We start from the raw sequence: 20821 nt of genomic DNA, 5'->3' as shown, positions 1-20821 counted from the left end.
CGCCCGGCAGGCCTGCCCGCTGCTAGATTCCGACCCCGAATTCCCATGTCCGCCTCGTCCCGCCGCCCGGTCTACCTCATCCTGTTCGCGGCGCTGGCTGCCGCCGCCGGGAACGGCATCTCGCTGATCGCTTTTCCCTGATTGGTGTTGCAGCACAGTGGCAGTGCGTCCGACGCGTCGATCGTCGCGGCTGCCGCCTCGCTGCCGCTGCTGTTCTCCACGCTGATCGCCGGCACAGCGGTGGATTACCTTGGCCGGCGCCGTATTTCGATCATGTCCGACGCATTGTCGGCTGCCACCGTGGCCGCAGTTCCGATCGCCGCGTCGCTGTTCGGCCAGCACCGTGTGAACGTCGCTGTGCTCGCGGTGCTGGCCGCGTTGGGCGCGGTGTTCGACCCGGCCGGGATCACCGCACGCGAATCGATGTTGCCGGAGGCGGCTGGGCGGGCCGGGTGGACGCTGGATCGCATCAACGGCGTCTACGAGGCCATCTTCAACGTCGCCTACATCGTCGGGCCGGGCCTGGGCGGCTTGTTGATCGCGTTGATCGGCGGCGTCAACACCATGTGGGTCACCGCCGGCGCGTTCGCGCTCTCGATCCTTGCGGTGAGCGTGTTGCGGCTGCCGGGCGCGGGGCCGCCGGAACGGCCGGAAGGCCCGTGGTCGGGGATGCTTGACGGGCTGCGGTTCGTCTGGAACCTCAAGGTGTTACGCACACTGGCGCTGATCGACCTGGCGATGACCGGGCTGTATCTGCCACTGGAAAGTGTGCTGTTCCCCAAGTACTTCACCGACCGCGATGCGCCGTCGCACCTGGGTTGGGTGTTGATGGCGTTGAGCATCGGCGGGTTGGTCGGCGCGTTGGCCTATCCGCTGCTGGTGCGGTTCATGAGCCGGCGAGTCACGTTGCTGTCGGCCACGCTGACCCTCGGCGCGTGCACAGCGCTGATCTCGCTGCTGCCGGCGCTGCCGGTGATCCTTCTGCTGTGCGGCGTCATCGGCCTGGTCTACGGGCCGATTGCGCCGATTTACAACTACGTCATGCAGACCAAATCGCCGCCGCAGCTGCGTGGTCGCGTCGTCGGGGTGATGACCTCGCTGGCCTATGCGGCCGGACCGCTGGGCCTGATGGTGGCCGGACCGCTGGCCGACACCACCGGGCTACGGACGACGTTTCTGGTGCTGGCGATTCCGATGATCGCGATCGGGGTGGTGTCGGTCGTGCTGCCGTCGCTGCGTGAGCTGGACCGCACGTCAGAGATCGTGACCGGACCGTAGGATCGTGCTGGTGAGCAGCGATGTGCTGGCCGGCCTGGTCGCCGAATTGCCCGACGGCATGGTGGTGACCGACCCGGCGGTGACCGAAGGCTATCGGCAGGACCGCGCCTTCGACCCGTCGGCGGGCAAACCGCTGGCGGTGGTGCGGCCGCGACGCAGCGAAGACGTGCAGACCATCATGCGGTGGGCCAGCGCTCATCGAGTGCCGGTGGTGACCCGCGGGGCCGGCACCGGCCTGTCCGGCGGGGCCACCGCCGTCGACGACGGGATCGTGCTGTCGACGGAGAAGATGCGCGACATCGTCGTCGACCCGGTCACCCGCACCGCGGTCTGCCAGCCCGGACTACTCAACGCCGAGGTGAAAAAGACCGTCGCCGAATACGGCCTGTGGTACCCACCCGACCCGTCGTCGTATGAGATCTGCAGCATCGGCGGCAACATCGCCACCAACGCCGGCGGGCTGTGCTGCGTCAAATATGGGGTCACCACCGACTACGTGCTCGGCGTGCAGGTGGTGTTGGCCGACGGCACCGCGGTGCGGCTGGGCGGACCGCGACTCAAGGATGTGGCAGGGCTGTCGCTGACGAAACTCTTCGTCGGCAGCGAAGGCACGCTCGGCGTGATCACCGAGGTGATATTGCGGCTGGTGCCGCCGCAGCCCCGGTCCTGCACGGTGGTCGCCAACTTCGGGTCGGTGGAGGCCGCCGCCGAGGCGGTGCTGGCGGTCAGCGCCCGCATTCGTCCGGCGATGCTGGAATTCATGGATTCGGTGGCCATCAACGCCGTCGAGGACAAGTTACGGATGGGCCTGGACCGCGGCGCTGCCGCGATGCTGCTGGCCTGCTCCGACGAACGGGGCCGCGCGGGCAGCGAGGACACCGAGTTCATCGCCGAGGTGTTCACCGAATACGGTGCGACCGAAGTGTTTTCGACCGACGACCCCGACGAGGGCGAGGCGTTCGTCGCCGCGCGCCGGTTCGCGATCCCTGCGGTGGAGGCCAAGGGCCCACTGCTGCTCGAAGACGTCGGCGTGCCGCTGCCCGCGCTGGCCGACCTGGTGAGCGGGATAGCCCGTATCGGGGCCGAGCACGAGCTGATGATCTCGGTGATCGCGCACGCCGGCGACGGCAACACCCATCCGCTGATCGTCTACGACCCCGCCGATCCGGCGATGACCGAGCGCGCGCAGCTGGCCTACGGCGAGATCATGGACCTCGCCTTGCGCCTGGGCGGCACGATCACCGGCGAGCACGGCGTCGGCCGGTTGAAGCGGCCATGGCTGGCCGACCAGCTCGGCCCGGACGCGATGGCGCTGAACCGCCGCATCAAGGACGCGTTGGATCCGCTGGGCATTCTGAACCCGGGCTCGGGCATCTGACTCTGCGCCGGCTGTAACGCCACGGCGAAATCCGGGCCGGTTTTCCGCCCTGACGTTACGCTCGGCGATTGACACAGCAGCCTACATGTCGTACGAATAAGACATGACGACGACTTTGTCTCACGAGGCGCGCTTCGAGCTCTGCACCGCCGAAACCTGGCCCAACCCGTGGCCGATGTACCAGGCCTTGCGCGACCACGACCCCGTGCACCACGTGGTGCCCCAGGACAGGCCCGATGAGGACTACTACGTGCTGTCCCGGCACGCCGACATCTGGGCGGCCGCGCGCGACCACGAGACGTTCTCGTCGGCCCAGGGGCTGACGGTCAACTACGGCGAGCTGGAACTCATTGGGCTGCAAGACAATCCGCCGATGGTGATGCAGGACCCGCCGGTGCATACCGAGTTCCGCAAGCTGGTGTCGCGCGGTTTCACGCCGCGTCAGGTCGAGGCGGTGGAGCCGAAGGTGCGCGAGTTCGTCGTGCAGCGCATCGAGCGGCTACGCGCCAAGGGCGGTGGCGACATCGTCGCCGAGCTGTTCAAGCCGCTGCCGTCGATGGTTGTGGCGCACTACCTGGGCGTCCCGGAGGAGGATCGGGCCCAGTTCGACGGCTGGACCCAAGCCATCGTCGCGGCCAACGCCGCCGAGGCCGGGGTTGCGTCGGCCGGCGACGCGGTCGGGTCGATGATGGCCTACTTCACCGGGCTGATCGAGCGGCGCCGCCATAAGCCCGAGGACGACACCATTTCGCATCTGGTGGCGGCCGGGGTCGGCGCCGACGGCGACATCGCCGGCACGCTGTCGGTGCTGGCGTTCACCTTCACGATGGTCACCGGCGGCAACGACACCACCACCGGCATGCTCGGCGGGTCGGTCCAACTGCTGCACCAACGCCCCGACCAACGACAGCTGCTCGTCGATGACCCCGACCTGATTCCGGACGCGGTCGACGAACTGCTGCGGCTGACGTCGCCGGTGCAAGGTCTGGCCCGCACCACCACTCGCGACGTGACGATTGGCGACACCACCGTGCCGGGCGGCCGCAAGGTGCTGCTGCTGTACGGCTCGGGTAATCGCGACGAACGCCAATACGGGCCGGATGCCAGTGAGCTCGACGTGCGCCGCTGTCCGCGCAACATCTTGACCTTCAGCCACGGCGCACACCACTGCCTGGGCGCGGCCGCCGCCCGGATGCAGTCGCGTGTGGCATTGACCGAATTGCTATCGCGCTGCCCGGAATTCGACGTCGACGAGTCCGGCATCGTGTGGTCGGGCGGCAGCTATGTGCGACGCCCACTGTCGGTGCCTTTCAAGGTCAGGTCCTGATGCCCCGCAACGACTGGCTGGCGGACCGGCGCAGCGAGGTGGCCGCAGATCGGATTCTGGACGCGGCCGGGGAACTTTTCACCCGCCAGGATGCCGCTTCGGTCGGAATGAACGAGATCGCCAGTGCGGCAGGGTGTTCGCGCGCGACACTGTACCGTTACTTCGAAAGCCGCGAGGCGCTGCGGACTGCATACGTACACCGCGAGGCGCGCATGGTGTACCGGCGAATGACCGAGAGCCTCGCCGGTATCGAGGACCCGCATGAGCGACTCGTGGCGGGCATCACCAGGTCGGTAGCCATGGTGCGGGAGAATCCGGCGCTGGCATCATGGTTCGCCACCACGCAGCCGCCAATCGGCGGCGAGATGGCCGAATATTCCGATGTGATCAATGCGCTGGTCGGCGGGTTCGTCGCTTCGTTGGGTGTCGACGACCCGGCGGCGGTCGATCGCCGGGCCCGATGGTTGGTGCGGGTTATCACGTCGCTGCTGATCTTCCCGGGCCGCGACGAAGCCGACGAGCTGGCAATGGTCGAGGAGTTCGTCGCCCCGATCGTGGTACCGGCTAGGCTCCCCGGCTAGCCATCCAATATGCCCGCGAGGCAATGGAATTGCGCGGGATGCCGAACTCGTCGCGCAGCACCTTGACCACCGAGCGCGTGGTGCGGTGGTCGCACGCCACCCAGCCGAAGTGGTCCCCCGCATCGAAGGCCGCCGACCGGACGGCTTGCACCAATGCCTCGCCGGCGTTCTTGCGGTCCACCCAGGTGATGTTCGCGTCGCGGGCCACCGGTAAGTCTTTGTCGTCGTCGTAGCCGGCCTCGAGGAACACCTGCGCCGGGGCGTCCCCGATCGCCGTCAGCAGCGAGTTGATCGCGGGCAACGATGCGGTGTCGCCGACGATGACGTACCCGGCCGGCGCCGGCTCGGGGACGGCGAACTTGCTGCCCAACACCGTCGCCTCGATGGTGTCGCCGGGCTGCGCGTCCTGCGCCCACCGCGACGCAATCCCGCCGTGCAGCGCGAATTCGATGTCGAAGGTGTCGGCAGACGGGTTGGGGTCGACCAAGGTGTAGCCGCGCTGATGCTGTTTGTCGCCGTCGGCGAACCACATTCGGATCCACATGGTCGGGTGCACCTGGTGCTCGGCGAGCATGCCGCCCCCGTCGAAGCTCAATCGCAGGTAGTGCGGGCTTATTTCGCGCTTGCCGGTCACAGTCAGCCGGTAGTCACCGGCTCGCAAGAGCTTCAGCACCGCGCCGGCAAAGCCGCGGGACCCCTTGTGATCAGCCATCTGCGTCAAGCTACCCTTCCGTTGCAACTTAGGGAAGGTTAACCTAACACACTCAGCTTGGCACTCGGGTGAACCGGTGCAGCAACCAGGCCAACGGGATGGTGATCGCCAGCGTGGCCACGAACAGGTTCACCATCGAGCCGGTGTAGACCGGATAACGCACCACCTCGACCATCGCGATCTCCATCGTCACCAGATGGATCAGGAAGATCTCGTAGGAGATCTCGCCCAGCCACACCATCGGCCGGCTCGCCAACAGCTTGCTGTACCAGCCGCGGTCGCCGAGTGCCAGCGGCGCCACCGCCAGCGCGGCGATGGCGGCGTAGAACGCCGACTTCACCAGCGCCTCAGGCAATCCCTGCGGCGACGTCGTCGGGGCACCCGCGATCGGGGTGGAGACGATGAGGTAGCTGACGATCGCCAGCGGTAGCGCGACGAGCGTGTAACAGCGCACGCCCATCGCCTGCAGCACCGCCAGCATCATGCCGGCCAGAAACCAGGCCAGGTAGGTCGGCAGCCACAGCCGCGCCCCGTTGGGCACCGACGTGGCGGCATGCACGAACGCCAGCCACGCCGGGGTGATCAACATCAACACGCCCAACGCGACGAGCATGCGCACCGGCTCCCACCGCCGCTTACACACCCACACCAGCAGCAGGTAGGCCAGCAGTGGCAACACCACATAGAAGGCGGCTTCTACTGCGAGGCTCCACATCTGCGTGAGCCCCTGGTGCAGATACGAGTCCAGGTAGTTGCCAGCGTAGATCTGCGTCAGCGTGAGGTTGCGGAACAGCCCCATCCAGGTGTGGCCGGGATTGGGCCCGGCAGTGCGGAACTGGTAGACGACGTAGGCGGCCAGCACCGTGACGATATAGGCCGGCATGATGCGCCGAACGCGATGCCACGCATAGCGACTCACCGACGGCGAGGGCCCGCCGGCGGCAACCGAGCGCACCCACGGACGAAACAGCAGAAACCCGGACAGCACAAAGAAAATCGGCACCCCGATCTCCATGCGCGCACACATCAATCCGAAATAGCCGTGGGTGTACTTGCCGGTGGTGTAGGCGGCGTGCGTGCCGACCACGAGCAGAGCGGCGACCGCGCGGATCCCGGTCAGCGACGCGACCCGGTCCGGGCCGGAGACCTGCTCGAGACCGCCCTGGTCGGTGGTGGCGTCCGAGACCGTCATCCCGCGTGCTTCCGGCGGGGCTTGGCGCCGCGACTGTCGGGCCGCAGATTGATCAGCACCCCCGAAATACGGGTTCGCTCAAGCGCTTTGAGCGTCGAACGCGGCAGCTTGGCCGGCAGCTCCACCAAGGAGAAGTCCGACCCGATGGTGATGTGGCCGAAATCGCTGCGGTGCAGACCGCCCTCGTTGGCGATGGCCCCGACGATCGCTCCCGGGCCGACCTTGTGTCGCTTGCCCACGGCAATGCGATAGGTGGCGAAGCCGTCCTTCGGCCTGGGCTTGGAAGGCTTGTCGCGGCGCTCTTTCGGGCGACGCTCGGGTGGTGGCTCCGGCGCCATCAGGAACGCTTCACCGTCGCGGGACTGCAACGCCAGCGCCGCCGCAATGTCGGCCATCGGGACGTCGTGCTCGCGTTCGTAATCCTCGACCAGGCTGCGGAATAGCTCGATTCCCGGCGAGCCGAGCGTGTCGGTGATCGAGTCGGCGAACTTGGCCACCCGCTGTGCGTTGACGTCCTCGACGCTGGGCAGCTCGGCTTCGGTGAGTTTCTGGCGCGTCGCCTTCTCGATCGCCTTGAGCAGGTGGCGCTCCCGCGGTGAGACGAACAGCAGCGCGGTCCCCGAGCGTCCGGCCCGGCCGGTGCGTCCGATCCGGTGCACATACGACTCGGTGTCATGCGGGATGTCGTAGTTGAGCACATGCGAAATCCGGTCCACGTCCAGTCCACGGGCGGCCACATCGGTAGCGACCAGAATGTCGATGCTGCCGTTCTTGAGCGCGCTGATGGTGCGTTCCCGCTGCGACTGCGCGATGTCGCCGTTGATGGCGGCCGCGGAAAACCCTCGGGCACACAGTCTTTCGGCCACCTCTTCGGTGGCCTGCTTGGTACGGACGAAGACGATCATCGCCTCGAACGGCTCGACTTCGAGCACCCTGGTCAGCGCGTCCATCTTGCGGGGCCCGGCGACCTGGATGTAGCGCTGCGAGATGTTTTCCGCCGTAGCGGTTTTGGTTTCGACGGTGACTTCGAGCGGCTCGTGCAGGTATTTGGCGGTGAGCTTGCGGATCGCCGGCGGCATGGTCGCCGAGAACAGCGCGACCTGCTTGTACTCCGGGGTGTCGGACAGGATTCGCTCGACGTCCTCGGCGAAACCCATCTGCAGCATCTCGTCGGCCTCGTCGAGCACCAGATAGTCCACTCGGGACAGATCCAGTGTCCCGCGTTCGAGGTGATCGATGACCCGGCCCGGGGTGCCCACCACCACCTGCGCGCCGCGCTTGAGCCCGGCCAGCTGCACGGCATACGACGAGCCGCCGTAGATCGGCAGCACGTGGATCTGCGGCAGATGTGCGCCAGCGGCTGAACGCCTCGGCCACCTGCAGAGCGAGCTCGCGGGTGGGTGCCAGCACCAGCGCCTGGGTCGCTTTGCTGGCAGTGTCGATCTTCGACAGGATCGGAATGGCGAACGCGGCCGTCTTGCCGGTGCCGGTCTGCGCCAGGCCCACCACGTCGGAGCCCGCCATCAGCGCCGGAATGGTCGCGGCCTGAATGGCCGACGGCGACTCGTAGCCGACGTCAACGACGGCCTGCAGCACCGCGGGGTGAATCTGCAGGTCGGCGAATGTGACAGGCGCGTCGTCCGGAGAAGCCATTTCACAAGGAGTCTAGTGGCCGCGCCTGCCACACCCGCGAGTCCGATGCCGGTACGGTGCAGCGTTGTGTGGAAGCGGTTGACCGTTGCTGCCGTGCTGACCACCGCGATGCTGACCGGCTGCGGATCGGGCGACTCGACCGTCGCCAAGACGCCCCAGGCCAGCACACCGCGTCCGACCAGCACACCGGGCAAGCCGGGCGCGCCACGCGCTGCCCCGCCGCCGACGACCACCGCCGCCGCGCCGGCCGATCCCTGCGCGATCGATCTCGCCGACCCGGCCATCGCCCGGGCGGTGTCCGAGCTGCCGCGTGATCCGCGCAGCCAGCAGCCGTGGAATCCCGAGCCGCTGGCCGGCAACTACAACGAGTGCGCCCAGCTGTCGGCCGTCATCGTCAAGGCCAACACCAACGGCGCGAACCCCAACACCCGGGCGGTGATGTTCCACCTCGGCAAGTACATCCCGCAAGGGGTGCCCGACACCTACGGGTTCAACGGCTTGGACACGTCGCAGTCCACCGGCGACACCGTGGCGCTGACCGCCGCCAGCGGTATCAGCGGCTTGGCCAGCGTGGTGAAGTTCCGTTGGAACGGCAACGGGGTGGAGCTGATCGGCAATACCGCCGGCTGACCCCTCTTCGCGCCGGTGCGTGTCGCCGGTCGATGTCGGTGCCCTCACCTAGGGTGGGCCTGTGTTCGTCACCGACGACGGAGTGGTCTACAGCGCGTCGGATCTGGCAGCCGCGTCCCGCTGCGAGTTCGCGCTGCTACGCGACTTCGACGCGAAGCTGGGACGCGGGCCCGCGGTGGCCGCCGAGGACGAGTTGCTCGCCCGCACTGCCGATCTGGGCCGCCGGCACGAGCAACGCCAACTCGACCAGTTCCGAGTCGAATTCGGCGACGCGGTTGCCGTCATCGGTCGCCCGGCCTACACGATCGCCGGGCTGACCGCCGCCGCCGAGGCGACCCGGCGCGCGGTCGCCGACGGCGCGCCGGTGGTGTACCAGGCCGCCATGTTCGACGGCCGCTTCGTCGGGTTCGCCGACTTCCTGGTGCGCGACGGTGGCCGGTACCGCGTTGCCGACACCAAACTGGCCCGCTCGGCCAAGGTCACCGCGCTGCTGCAACTGGCCGGCTACGCCGACACGCTGAGCTGCTCGGGGGTGCCGGTGGCGCCGGACGCCGAACTGATCCTCGGCGACGGCACCGTCCTGCGCTACGCGATCGACGAGCTGATACCGGTCTATCGCTCTCAGCGGGCGCTGGTGCAGCGGCTGCTCGACGAGCATTACGCCGCAACCGAACCGGTGCGCTGGGACGACGAGCGGGTGCGGGCGTGTTTTCGCTGCCCGGAGTGCGAGGAGCAGGTTCGGCTCAGCGACGACCTGCTGCTGGTAGCCGGGATGCGGGTCAGCCAGCGAGCCAAGCTGCTCGACGCCGGCGTCAGCACCGTCGCCGAATTGGCCGGCCACACCGGGCCGGTGCCCGATCTCGCACCACGCACGCTGGCCAAGCTCACCGCGCAAGCCCGGCTGCAGGTGGTCGAACGCGAAACCGGCGAGCCCCAGTTCGAGATCGCCGATCCGCAGCCACTGGCGTTGTTACCCAACCCCGACGACGGCGACCTGTTCTTCGACTTCGAGGGTGATCCGCTGTGGACCGCCGACGGCAGGCAATGGGGTCTGGAGTATCTGTTCGGCGTCCTGGACGCCGGCGGCGCTTTTCGCCCGCTGTGGGCGCACGACCGCGCCGGCGAGCGGCGGGCGTTGACGGACTTTCTGGCGATGGTGGCCAAGCGCCGCAAGCGCTACCCGAACATGCACATCTACCACTACGCCCCCTACGAGAAGACCGCGCTGCTGCGGCTCGCCGGTCGGCATGGCGTCGGCGAGGACGACGTCGACGACCTTCTGCGCAGCGGGGTCTTGGTGGACCTGTATCCGTTGGTGCGCAAGAGTTTTCGGGTCGGAGCAGACTCGTTCAGCCTCAAGGCGCTCGAGCCGCTGTTCATGGGCCAGCAGTTGCGCTCCGGGGACGTGACCACTGCCGCCGATTCGATCACCCAATACGCCCGGTTCTGCGAGCTGCGCGCCGACGGCTGCGCCGACGAGGCCGCGACGGTGCTCAAGGAGATCGAGGACTACAACCACTACGACTGCCGGTCAACCCGGGCACTGCGCGACTGGCTGCTGATGCGGGCTTTCGAGTGTGGCATCACACCGCTTGGCGCCCAACCCGTTTCGGATGGCGGCAGCGTCGAGCAACACGACGCGCTGGCGGCGACGCTGGCGGACTTCGCGTCACTCGGCGACCGGACCGCGGAGCAGATGGCGGTCGCGTTGGTGGCCGCGGCGCGCGGCTATCACCGACGCGAGGACAAGCCGTTCTGGTGGGCGCATTTCGACCGACTCAACTACCCGCTGGAGGAATGGGCCGACAACACCGACGTTTTCGTCGTCGACGAAGCCTCGGTGGCGGTGGACTGGCATCAGCCGCCGCGTGCCCGCAAGCCGCAGCGCAGGTTGCGGCTGACCGGCGAGCTGGCCCGCGGCGAACTCAGCTCGACGGTGTTCGCGCTCTACGAACCCCCGGCGCCCGAAGGGATGACCGACGATCCCGACCGTCGGGCGGCCGGCCACGCCCAGGTCGTCGAGGCCGACGACCCGGCGGTGCCCACCGAGGTAGTGGTCCTGGAACGAACACCGAATAACGGCAGCACCTTTGACCAATTGCCGTTCGCGCTCACTCCCGGCCCGCCGATTGCGACCACGAAGCTGCGGGAGTCGATCGAGGCCACGGCTGCCGAGGTCGCAGCCGCGTTGCCGCGGCTTCCCCGCACCGCCATCGTGGATATTCTGCTGCGACGCGCCCCCCGACTCCGCAGCGGCGCGCCGCTGCCACGCAGCGCCGATACGGCCGCGGACATCGTCGCGGCGATGCTGGACCTGGATTCGTCGTACGTGGCGGTGCACGGCCCGCCCGGGACGGGCAAAACGTTCACCGCGGCGCGCGCCATCATGCAACTGGTCGCCGAACACGGCTGGCGGATCGGGGTAGTCGCGCAGTCGCATGCCGTGGTGGAGAACCTCTTCGACTGCGCGGTGTCGGTCGGAATCGATCCGCAACGGGTGGCCAAGAAGCAGCACGACCGAGACAATCCGGCCTGGCGGCACATCGACGGGGACGAGTACGCCGACTTCGTCGCCGGGACTCCGGGGTGCGTGATCGGCGGTACGGCCTGGGACTTCGCCAATACCAGTCGGGTGCCGCCCGGCAGTTTGGACTTGCTGGTGATCGACGAGGCCGGCCAGTTCTGCTTGGCCAACACCATCGCGGTGGCACCGGCGGCGAAAAACCTTCTGCTGCTGGGCGATCCGCAGCAATTGCCGCAAGTCAGCCAGGGCACCCATCCGGAACCGGTCGACACCTCCGCGCTCGGGTGGCTGGTCGAGAATCAGCGCACGTTGCCGGCCGAACGCGGCTACTTCCTGGACCGCTCCTATCGGATGCATCCCGCGGTCTGCGGGCCGGTGTCGCGGCTCGCGTACGAGGGACGGCTGCATTCCCATGTCGAACGCACCGCCGCGCGTCGCCTCGACGGATATTCGCCCGGGGTCCAGGCACTTACGGTGCGCCACGAGGGCAATTCGACCGAGAGTCCTCAAGAGGCCGAGGCGATTGCCGACGAGATCTCGCGGCTGCTGGGCTCGTCGTGGACCGACGAGCACGGTACCCGGCCGTTGCAGGCCGCCGACGTGCTGGTGCTGGCCCCGTACAACGCGCAGGTGGTGTTGCTGCGGCGTCGACTGGCGGCCGCCGGTCTCGGCGACGTCCGGGTCGGAACCGTCGACAAATTCCAGGGCGCGCAGGCGCCGGTGGTCCTCATCTCGATGACGGCGTCGTCCGTCGAAGACATCCCGCGCGGAATCCCGTTCCTGCTCAACCGGAATCGGTTGAACGTGGCAATCAGCCGCGCGCAGTACGCGGCGCTGATCGTACGGGCGGAGACACTGACCGACTACCTGCCCGCCACGCCGGCGGGGCTGGTGGAGTTGGGCGCGTTCCTGGCGGTGACCGACGGTTAGTCGTACGAGTGTCGGCCGTAGCCGGGCGCGTCATCGGGATCGGCCCGGTAGTGCCGATTGCGCCGTGACTGCGGCAACTCCGCGCCGGACCGCAAGCGCCGGTCGTCGACATGGAATCCGTTGTGCGCGAACCTGATCGGCTCCGCCTTAGGAGCCGGCGGCTTGACGGGAGCCAGCGGCTCGGTGTCGTACTCATCGGTGCGCGGCTGGGGCGCACGAGGCACTACGTACTCGACGTAGTCGTCGAAATCGTCGGACACAGCCGGCATCACCCGGATCCGCTCAGTCCCGGCGTCGCCCTCGACGGCCTGCGATTGACGACTGGCCGGCGACGCGGTGAAGCCGACCATGAACAGCGCCGCGCCCACCCCGAACAGCGCGATGAACGCCGGCAACAGCATCGACTGAGACATGGCGGCCGCGAACGGCTCCCGCAGGAACTCCGGCAACTGCAGGGCGCTGCGGTCCTCGGTGGCCTCCGGGTGCAGGCCGCCCGGCATCGGCGGCAACTCCGCGGTGATCCGCAACGTCATGAACGCGGCGATGCTGGAGCTGCCCAACACGGCGCCGACCTGCCGGGTCGCGTTGTACACCCCCGAGCCCGCGCCGGCCAGGTTCGCCGGCAGGTTGCGCGTCGCGGTGGCGGCCAGCGGCTGCCAGACGAACGCCATCCCGACGCCCATCGCGATGAACACCAACGCCAGCCGCCAAATCGGCGTGCCCGGCGCCATCTCGATGGAAAGCCACGTCAGCGCGATAGCCAGAACCGAGAACCCGAAACCGACAACCGGCCGCGGATGGGTGCGGTCCACGATTCTGCCGACGACCGGGGCCAGCAGCCCACTGGTGATCGCCATCGGTGCGGTCAGCAGCGCCGAACGCGTCGGCGACAGTCCACACACCGCCTGCGCGTAGAACATCAGCGGCAGGATCATCGCCGTCGTGGCGAATCCGATGACTGCCACCCCGAGGTTGGACAGGCTGAAGTCGCGGTCGCGGAAGATGTCGAGCGGGATCAGCGGCTCGCGCGTGTTGATCGACTGCCAGTAGACGAACGCGACCATGAACCCGATGCCGGCGACGAGCACCGCCCAGATCCACGGCGCCCAGCCCGCCGACTGGCCCTCCTGCAGGGCGAAGACGACGAGGAACATCCCCACCCCCGACAAGGCGACGCCGGCCAGATCGAAGCGGTGCATATCGGTGGGCAGGACCGGAACCAGCCAGGCCGCCAATCCCAGCCCGATGACACCGATCGGGACGTTGACGAAAAAGATCCACTCCCAGCCCATCGCGTCGACCAGGACACCGCCGGCCAGCGGGCCCACCAGGGTGGCGACGCCGGCGGTGGCGCCCCACACGCTCATCGCCATGCCGCGACGCTCCGGCGGGAAGATGCGGGTGATTGTCGACAGAGTCTGCGGGGTCAGCAGTGCAGCGCCGATGCCCTGAACCACCCGCGCAGCGATCAATGTGCCGACGCTGCCGGACAGGCCGCACCACAGCGAGGCGACGGTGAACACCGCCAGCCCACCCAGGTAGAGGTTTTTCGGGCCGAACCGATCCCCGAGTCGGCCGGCCACCAGCAACGGCACCGCATAGGCGAGCAGGTACGCGCTGGTCACCCAGATCACCGTGTCGTAGCCGGTTTCCAGGTCGTTCATGATGCTGGGGTTGGCGACCGCGACGATGGTCGAGTCGAGCAGGATCATGAAGAAGCCGACCATCATCGCCCACAGCGCGTGCCACGGGTTCGGGCTGTTCCCCCGCTTGCGCGGCGTCACGGCGGGCGGGCGCCGGGTGCTGCGGGCCGAACGCGTCCTGCTCGTCGCCGTGGTCATCTGCTCACCTCGTCTCGGCTTCCGGTCCGCAGCGAGTCGGCAAATTCGCGCAACCATGACAGCTCGGCCCGCATCGTCGCCAGCACGTAGTCGAAAGCCACCAAAGAGCCGGTGGCCGGTGTGATGCCGGCGTCTCGCAGCGCCATGATTTCCGCGGCGCGCGCCTCCAATGCCCCGACCCGGTCGTCGACGGCAGTCGCCGCGGCGTCCGGGTCCAGGGTATCGATCGCGGCGAGTGCGGCGACGAACTGCGGGAATTCGTTGGCCGGCATCGCTACCAGGTCGCGGACCCGCTCACCGAGCGCTTCGACGCCGGCATCGGTGATCTCGTAGACAGCGCGCTCGGGGCGGTTGCCGGCACGGGTTGTTGCTGCGCGGCGAATCAGTTTCTCCTCGGTCAGCCGGTCCACGGCGTGATACAGAGAGCCCGGGCGAACCTTCACGATGTGATCCGCATGACGTCGCACCAGCGTCTGGAACATCTCGTAGCCGTGCATGGGGCGCTCCCGCAGCAGCGCCAAGACGGAAATACCCAACGACGTCAACTGGTAGGCCATTAACCATCCGTCCTGTCGGCTCGGCTTGTCCGGAGCGGATTATTCCGGGTGGAGTATTCGGTGGCGACGCCTCCCCCGCCTTCCGTGGCGCCGGCGCTAGCCTGAAGTGACGCCATTCCAGCTAACGGAGGCACTATGAGCGCCCGACGGAGCGGGTCGACGGCGGACCCGCAGACAGCCAGCAACGGCAAGCCCAAAGCATCCGCGCGCGCGTTGGCGCATGTCATCGAGCGCGCGTCGCGGTCGCAGGGACCGACTGCCAAGGCGTATGTGGAACGGCTGCGGCGCGCCAACGCGGGCGCGGGACCGGCCACCATCGTCGCGAAGCTGGAGAAGCGCTACCTGGCGGCGGTGACGGCCAGTGGCGCCGCGGTGGGTTCGGCGGCGGCCTTGCCGGGGGTCGGCACGCTGGCCGCGTTCTCCGCAGCGGCCGGTGAGACCGCCGTGTTCCTCGAGGCCACTGCGTTCTTCGCGTTGGCCGTCGCAGCCGTGCACGGGGTCCCCATCGAGGACCGGGAACGCCGCCGCGCCCTGGTGCTGTCCGTCCTGGTCGGCGACGACAGCAAGCACGCGCTCGCCGAACTGATCGGGCCGGGCCGCACCAGCGGAGCGTGGCTGTCCGACGGGGTGGCAACGCTGCCGATGCCCGCGGTGTCGCAGCTCAACTCGCGGCTGCTGAAATACGCCGTCAAGCGCTACACGCTGCGGCGCGGGGCGTTGCTGTTCGGCAAGCTGCTGCCGGTGGGAATCGGCGCGCTGGTCGGGGCGATCGGCAACCGGATGGTCGGCAAAAAGATCGTCCGCAACGCCCGCAAGGCATTCGGCGAGCCGCCGGCACGCTGGCCGGTGACGCTGCACCTGCTGCCGACGGTTCGCGACGCCGGGTAGAGCGGCAACGGGCGCTGGGTAGCGGCGCGCCTGGCGGATTACCGGCAAAGAGATAGCCTTTATGGGGCGGCCATCGTCAAGTCCGCCGCAGGTGGGAGTTGCGCCGGCACGTCGGGCGCAGTTAGGGGGCAAGTGTCGTGGGTAGCGCGCTTGCCGGACAGAGGAATCGAGGCGAGCAGCTGCCGTGAGCAGTACGAGTTCACCATTCGGTCAGAACGAATGGCTGGTCGAGGAGATGTACCGCAAATTCCGCGACGACCCCTCCTCGGTCGACCCGAGTTGGCATGAGTTCTTGGTCGATTACAACCCCGAGCCGACGATCGACACCCCGCCGACCGGCGACGGGCGACCGGCCGCTCCCGAGCCGGCGCCGGCGCCCAAGCCCGCCGCGCCGCCCGCCACCACCGCCACCCCGGGCAATGGCGCAACCAGCGCACCGGTGGCCCCGGCCAAACCGGCCGGGCCCCCGCCCGCCGAGGGCGACGAGGTCCAGGTGCTGCGCGGTGCCGCCGCCGCCGTCGTCAAGAACATGTCCATGTCGCTGGATGTACCGACGGCCACCAGTGTGCGGGCCATCCCGGCCAAGCTGTTGATCGACAACCGGACCGTCATCAACAACCAGCTCAAGCGCAACCGCGGCGGCAAGATCTCGTTCACCCATCTGCTGGGCTACGCGGTGGTTCAGGGCATCAAGAAATACCCGAACATGAACCGCCACTTCGCCGAAGTCGACGGAAAGCCCACTGCGGTCACGCCCGCGCACACCAATCTGGGCCTGGCGATCGACCTGCAGGGCAAGGACGGCAAGCGGTCGCTTGTGGTTGCCGGCATCAAACGCTGCGAGAGCATGCGCTTCGCGCAGTTCGTCACCGCCTACGAAGACATCGTGCGCCGCGCTCGGGACGGCAAGCTGACCGCGGAAGACTTTGCCGGCGTGACGGTTTCGCTGACCAACCCGGGCACCATCGGCACCGTGCACTCGGTGCCGCGGCTGATGGCTGGCCAGGGCGCCATCATCGGCGTCGGCGCAATGGAATACCCCGCCGAGTTCCAGGGCGCCAGCCCCGAACGCATCGCCGAACTCGGTATCGGCAAGCTGATCACGCTGACCTCGACCTACGACCACCGCATCATCCAAGGCGCGGAATCCGGCGACTTCCTGCGCACCATCCACGAGATGATCCTCTCGGATACCTTCTGGGACGAGATCTTTCGCGAGCTGTCCATCCCGTATGAGCCGGTGCGCTGGCGGCCCGACAACCCGGACTCGATCGTCGACAAGAATGCGCGCGTCGTCGAGCTGATCGCGGCCTACCGCAACCGCGGCCACCTGATGGCCGACACCGACCCGCTGCGGCTCGACAACACCCGCTTCCGCAGCCACCCCGACCTCGACGTGCTGACCCACGGGCTGACGCTGTGGGACCTCGATCGGGTATTCAAGGTCAATGGGTTTGCGGGCGCGGAGTACAAGAAGCTGCGCGACGTGCTGTCGGTGCTGCGCGACGCCTACTGCCGGCATGTCGGCGTGGAATACACCCACATCCTCGAACCCGAGCAGCAGAAGTGGCTGCAGGAGCGGATCGAGGTCAAGCACGACAAGCCGACCGTCGCCCAGCAGAAGTACATTCTGTCCAAACTCAACGCCGCCGAAGCCTTCGAGACGTTCCTGCAGACCAAATACGTTGGGCAGAAACGTTTCTCGCTGGAAGGCGCCGAGACCGTCATCCCGATGATGGACGCCGCGATCGACCAGTGCGCCGAGCACGGTCTCGACGAAGTGGTCATCGGCATGCCGCACCGCGGACGGCTCAACGTGCTGGCCAACATCGTCGGCAAGCCGTACTCGCAGATCTTCAGCGAATTCGAGGGCAACCTCAATCCGGCGCAGGCGCACGGCTCCGGTGACGTCAAGTACCACCTCGGCGCCACCGGCGTCTACATTCAGATGTTCGGCGACAACGACATTCAGGTGTCGCTGACCGCCAACCCGTCGCACCTCGAGGCCGTCGACCCGGTCCTGGAGGGGCTGGTGCGGGCCAAGCAGGATCTGCTCGACAAGGGGCTCGGCGAGGACGGCTTCTCGGTGGTGCCGTTGATGCTGCACGGTGACGCCGCGTTCGCCGGGCAGGGCGTGGTGGCCGAAACGCTGAACCTGGCTTTGCTTCCCGGTTACCGGGTGGGCGGCACCATTCATATCATCGTCAACAACCAGATCGGCTTCACCACCTCGCCGGAACACTCCAAGTCCAGCGAATACTGCACCGACGTCGCGAAGATGATCGGGGCGCCGATCTTCCACGTCAACGGCGACGACCCCGAAGCCTGCGAGTGGGTAGCGCGGCTGGCGGTGGACTTCCGGCAGGAGTTCCACAAGGACGTCATCATCGACATGCTGTGCTACCGCCGCCGCGGCCACAACGAGGGCGACGACCCGTCGATGACGAACCCGTACATGTACGACGTGATCGACACCAAACGCGGTGCGCGCAAGAGCTATACGGAAGCGCTGATCGGCCGCGGCGACATCTCGATGAAGGAAGCCGAAGACGCCCTGCGCGACTACCAGGGCCAGTTGGAGCGGGTGTTCAACGAGGTCCGCGAACTGGAAAAGCACGGCGTGCAGCCCAGCGAATCGGTGGAGTCCGACCAGATGATTCCTGCGGGGCTGGCCACCGCGGTGGACAAGTCGTTGCTGGCCCGCATCGGGGATGCTCACCTGGCCATGCCGGAAGGGTTCACCGTGCATCCGCGGGTCAAGCCGGTGCTGGAGAAGCGCCGGGAGATGGCCTACGAGGGCAAGGTCGACTGGGCGTTCGCCGAATTGTTGGCGCTGGGTTCGCTTGTGGCAGAAGGCAAACTGGTGCGGCTATCCGGGCAGGACACCCGGCGCGGCACGTTCTCGCAACGGCATTCGGTGATCATCGACCGCAACACCGGCGCTGAGTTCACCCCGCTGCAGCTGCTGGCCACCAACCCCGACGGCACCCCGACCGGCGGTAAATTCCTGGTGTACGACTCGCCGCTGTCCGAATTCGCCGCTGTCGGTTTCGAATACGGCTACACGGTGGGCAACCCGGACGCATTTGTGATGTGGGAGGCCCAGTTCGGCGACTTCGTCAATGGCGCGCAGTCGATCATCGACGAGTTCATCAGCTCCGGCGAGGCCAAGTGGGGCCAGCTGTCCAACGTGGTGCTGTTGCTGCCGCACGGGCACGAGGGCCAGGGCCCGGACCACACGTCGGGCCGCATCGAACGCTTCCTGCAGCTGTGGGCGGAGGGGTCGATGACGATCGCGATGCCGTCGACTCCGGCGAACTACTTCCACTTGTTGCGCCGGCATGCACTCGACGGCATCCAGCGGCCGCTGATCGTGTTCACCCCGAAGTCGATGCTGCGCAACAAGGCCGCGGTCAGCGACCTGAAGGACTTCACCGAGATCAAGTTCCGCTCGGTGCTCGAAGAGCCCACCTACGAGGACGGCGTCGGCGATCGCGGCAACGTCAAGCGGATCCTGTTGACCAGCGGCAAGCTGTACTACGAGTTGGCGGCCCGCAAGGCCAAGGACAACCGTGATGACGTCGCGATTGTGCGCATCGAGCAGCTGGCGCCGCTGCCGCGACGGCGTCTCAACGAAACGCTGGACCGCTACCCGAACGTCAACGAGTACTTCTGGGTGCAGGAAGAGCCGGCGAACCAGGGCGCGTGGCCGCGGTTCGGTCTTGAGCTACCCGAGATGGTGCCGGACAAATTGACTGGCATCAAACGGATTTCACGCCGCGCGATGTCGGCGCCGTCGTCGGGCTCGTCGAAGGTGCACGCCGTCGAGCAGCAGGAAATTATCGACCTCGCGTTCGGCTGAGCTGATCTGCCTGCCGCGAGCGTGCGTGTCCCCGCACGACACGCCGGGTGCCGGCGGGATTCTGTGCACGCTCGCGGGGGCCACGCAGGCCGTACCACGAGTACCGGCTAGCCTCATCGAGAGCTAACCGATTAAGGAGTTTCCATGGAGGGGTTTGCCGGGAAGGTGGCCGTGGTCACCGGCGCCGGTTCGGGTATCGGCCAGGCGCTGGCCGTCGAACTGGCCCGCTCGGGCGCCAAGTTGGCGATCAGCGACATCAACACCGAAGGGCTGGCGCAGACCGAGGAGCGCCTGGCGGCTATCGGCGCCCCGGTCAAGGCCGACCGCCTCAACGTCGCCGAGCGCGAGGCCTTCCTGGCCTATGCCGACGCGGTCAACGAGCATTTCGGCAAGGTGAACCAGATCTACAACAACGCCGGGATCGCATTCACCGGTGACATTGAGATCAGCCAGTTCAAGGACATCGAGCGGGTGATGGACGTCGACTTCTGGGGCGTCGTGAATGGCACCAAGGCTTTTCTGCCGCACCTGATTGCCTCCGGCGACGGGCATGTCATCAACGTCTCCAGCGTCTTCGGGTTGTTCTCCGTGCCGGGGCAGGCGGCCTACAACTCGGCCAAATTCGCCGTTCGCGGCTTCACCGAGGCGCTGCGACAGGAGATGATCCTGGCCGGCCATCCGGTGAAGGTGACCACTGTGCATCCCGGCGGCATCAAGACGGCGATTGCTCGTAACGCCACCGCCGCTGAGGGGGTCGACGCCAATCAGCTGGCCGAGTTCTTCGACAAGCGCCTCGCCAGCACCAGCCCGCAGCGGGCCGCCCGGATCATTCTGGACGCGGTGCGTAAGAACAAGGCCCGGGTGCTGGTCGGCCCGGACGCCAAGGCGCTTGACGTGATCGTGCGCGCAACTGGTTCTGGCTACCAGCGGCTGTTCTCCGCGGTGATGGGCCGGTCGATGCCCCCGACCCACTAGATGAGTAATTCCTAACCGCGGCGGCGGGTGAGTTGCGGCGGGTTGTTGATGCGTACCGCTGTTGGTTGTCTGTGCGGCGTGGCGGCTTGTGACTGATGTGGTTGGAGGGCATCGATGGACGTTTGTGACGACGAACCTCGATGCCCTCCTGACCGAACTGTATGTGACGATCGATGATCATGTCATCGGACCGGACCGACGGCGAGTCGGTCGACCGAAGAGACTCACCGATGCCGAGCTGGTGTGCCTGGCCGTGGCGCAGGTACTGCTCGGTGCTCGCAGCGAACACCATTGGCTGCGTATGTGTTTGGGCCGGCTGCGCCATCTGTTTCCGTATTTGCCCAAGCAGCCGGGCTACCACAAACGGATCAAGGCCGCCGCTCCGTTGATCTGCAAAGCCATGCTGTATCTGGCCGCTCGTGGGCCGACGACCTGCGACTGGTCGACGGCACGCCGATCCCGTGCGGGGCCTCCCGGGAGACGGTGCGCCGCT

12 protein-coding genes and 3 pseudogenes are annotated in these 20821 nt (G+C 67.4%); 10 read left to right on the top strand and 5 right to left on the bottom strand.

Going from position 1 to position 20821, the window contains the following annotated elements; genetic code table 11:
* Window positions 1-45: 45 nt before the first annotated feature.
* The 4 genes and pseudogenes from tap to AWC14_RS16115 all read left to right on the top strand — a co-directional run bounded on the left by tap (window position 46) and on the right by AWC14_RS16115 (window position 4564).
* Window positions 46-1278: pseudogene (gene tap, locus AWC14_RS16130) on the top strand (multidrug efflux MFS transporter Tap).
* Between the two features lie 10 nt (window positions 1279-1288).
* Window positions 1289-2656, top strand: a complete 1368-nt coding sequence (locus tag AWC14_RS16125) for an FAD-binding oxidoreductase (RefSeq protein WP_045380253.1) — start codon at window positions 1289-1291, stop codon at window positions 2654-2656.
* 103 nt (window positions 2657-2759) lie between these two features.
* On the top strand, window positions 2760-3983 hold the full coding sequence (locus AWC14_RS16120) for a cytochrome P450 (protein WP_045380203.1): 1224 nt from the start codon (window positions 2760-2762) through the stop codon (window positions 3981-3983).
* Entirely contained in the window at window positions 3983-4564 is a 582-nt protein-coding gene (locus AWC14_RS16115) for a TetR/AcrR family transcriptional regulator (RefSeq protein WP_045380206.1), read from the top strand. The genes AWC14_RS16120 and AWC14_RS16115 overlap by 1 nt, the downstream gene beginning before the upstream one ends.
* Here AWC14_RS16115 and AWC14_RS16110 read toward each other — a convergent pair.
* From AWC14_RS16110 to AWC14_RS29975, 3 genes and pseudogenes are all read right to left on the bottom strand, one after another.
* Window positions 4548-5276 carry a siderophore-interacting protein gene (locus AWC14_RS16110; RefSeq protein WP_045380209.1) on the bottom strand — a complete coding sequence of 243 codons (729 nt, stop codon included), beginning with the start codon at window positions 5274-5276 and terminating at the stop codon, window positions 4548-4550. The genes AWC14_RS16115 and AWC14_RS16110 overlap by 17 nt on opposite strands.
* A gap of 52 nt (window positions 5277-5328) precedes the next feature.
* Window positions 5329-6468: an acyltransferase family protein gene (locus AWC14_RS16105; RefSeq protein ID WP_045380212.1), complete on the bottom strand. Its 1140-nt coding sequence runs from the start codon at window positions 6466-6468 to the stop codon at window positions 5329-5331.
* A pseudogene (locus AWC14_RS29975) lies at window positions 6465-8121 on the bottom strand (DEAD/DEAH box helicase). The gene AWC14_RS16105 and the pseudogene AWC14_RS29975 overlap by 4 nt, the downstream one beginning before the upstream one ends.
* Before the next feature lie 45 nt (window positions 8122-8166).
* On the opposite strand from AWC14_RS29975, the gene AWC14_RS16095 reads away from it, so the two are divergent.
* Window positions 8167-8751, top strand: a complete 585-nt coding sequence (locus tag AWC14_RS16095; RefSeq protein WP_045380219.1) for an LppP/LprE family lipoprotein — start codon at window positions 8167-8169, stop codon at window positions 8749-8751.
* 61 nt (window positions 8752-8812) lie between these two features.
* Window positions 8813-12205: a TM0106 family RecB-like putative nuclease gene (locus tag AWC14_RS16090; RefSeq protein ID WP_045380222.1), complete on the top strand. Its 3393-nt coding sequence runs from the start codon at window positions 8813-8815 to the stop codon at window positions 12203-12205.
* Here the strand turns inward: AWC14_RS16090 and AWC14_RS16085 are convergent.
* Both AWC14_RS16085 and AWC14_RS16080 read right to left on the bottom strand, forming a co-directional pair.
* The gene (locus tag AWC14_RS16085) at window positions 12202-14046 is read right to left on the bottom strand and encodes an MFS transporter (protein ID WP_045380224.1); all 1845 of its coding nucleotides are present in this window, start codon (window positions 14044-14046) and stop codon (window positions 12202-12204) included. The two genes, AWC14_RS16090 and AWC14_RS16085, sit on opposite strands and share 4 nt — an antisense overlap.
* On the bottom strand, window positions 14043-14603 hold the full coding sequence (locus AWC14_RS16080; protein ID WP_045380226.1) for a PadR family transcriptional regulator: 561 nt from the start codon (window positions 14601-14603) through the stop codon (window positions 14043-14045). Before AWC14_RS16080 ends, AWC14_RS16085 begins: the two co-directional genes overlap by 4 nt.
* 135 nt (window positions 14604-14738) lie before the next feature.
* Here AWC14_RS16080 and AWC14_RS16075 point away from each other — a divergent pair, with 135 nt between their 5' ends.
* The 4 genes and pseudogenes from AWC14_RS16075 to AWC14_RS16060 form a co-directional block, all read left to right on the top strand.
* Window positions 14739-15491 (top strand): hypothetical protein, encoded by a 753-nt coding sequence (locus AWC14_RS16075; protein ID WP_045380229.1) that lies wholly within the window; start codon window positions 14739-14741, stop codon window positions 15489-15491.
* Window positions 15492-15675: 184 nt separating this feature from the next.
* A complete protein-coding gene (locus AWC14_RS16070) occupies window positions 15676-19353 on the top strand; it encodes a multifunctional oxoglutarate decarboxylase/oxoglutarate dehydrogenase thiamine pyrophosphate-binding subunit/dihydrolipoyllysine-residue succinyltransferase subunit (RefSeq protein WP_045380231.1) in 3678 nt (1225 codons plus the stop codon).
* Between the two features lie 144 nt (window positions 19354-19497).
* The gene (locus tag AWC14_RS16065; protein ID WP_045380234.1) at window positions 19498-20328 is read left to right on the top strand and encodes an SDR family NAD(P)-dependent oxidoreductase; all 831 of its coding nucleotides are present in this window, start codon (window positions 19498-19500) and stop codon (window positions 20326-20328) included.
* 124 nt (window positions 20329-20452) lie between these two features.
* A pseudogene (locus AWC14_RS16060) lies at window positions 20453-20821 on the top strand (IS982 family transposase); the annotation flags it as partial.

The organism is Mycobacterium kyorinense (assembly GCF_002101735.1).
Taxonomy (GTDB): domain Bacteria; phylum Actinomycetota; class Actinomycetes; order Mycobacteriales; family Mycobacteriaceae; genus Mycobacterium; species Mycobacterium kyorinense.
Note: the sequence above shows the minus strand (reverse complement) of the source record. Positions and strands in the feature narration are given on the sequence as shown.

Coding starts and splice junctions, on each gene's coding strand:
- AWC14_RS16065 (WP_045380234.1), top strand. CDS start 19,498: ATGGAGGGGTTTGCCGGGAAGGTGGCCGTGGTCACCGGCGCCGGTTCG.
- AWC14_RS16075 (WP_045380229.1), top strand. CDS start 14,739: ATGAGCGCCCGACGGAGCGGGTCGACGGCGGACCCGCAGACAGCCAGC.
- AWC14_RS16110 (WP_045380209.1), bottom strand. CDS start 5,276: ATGGCTGATCACAAGGGGTCCCGCGGCTTTGCCGGCGCGGTGCTGAAG.
- AWC14_RS16080 (WP_045380226.1), bottom strand. CDS start 14,603: ATGGCCTACCAGTTGACGTCGTTGGGTATTTCCGTCTTGGCGCTGCTG.
- AWC14_RS16085 (WP_045380224.1), bottom strand. CDS start 14,046: ATGACCACGGCGACGAGCAGGACGCGTTCGGCCCGCAGCACCCGGCGC.
- AWC14_RS16105 (WP_045380212.1), bottom strand. CDS start 6,468: ATGACGGTCTCGGACGCCACCACCGACCAGGGCGGTCTCGAGCAGGTC.
- AWC14_RS16115 (WP_045380206.1), top strand. CDS start 3,983: ATGCCCCGCAACGACTGGCTGGCGGACCGGCGCAGCGAGGTGGCCGCA.
- AWC14_RS16095 (WP_045380219.1), top strand. CDS start 8,167: ATGCCGGTACGGTGCAGCGTTGTGTGGAAGCGGTTGACCGTTGCTGCC.
- AWC14_RS16120 (WP_045380203.1), top strand. CDS start 2,760: ATGACGACGACTTTGTCTCACGAGGCGCGCTTCGAGCTCTGCACCGCC.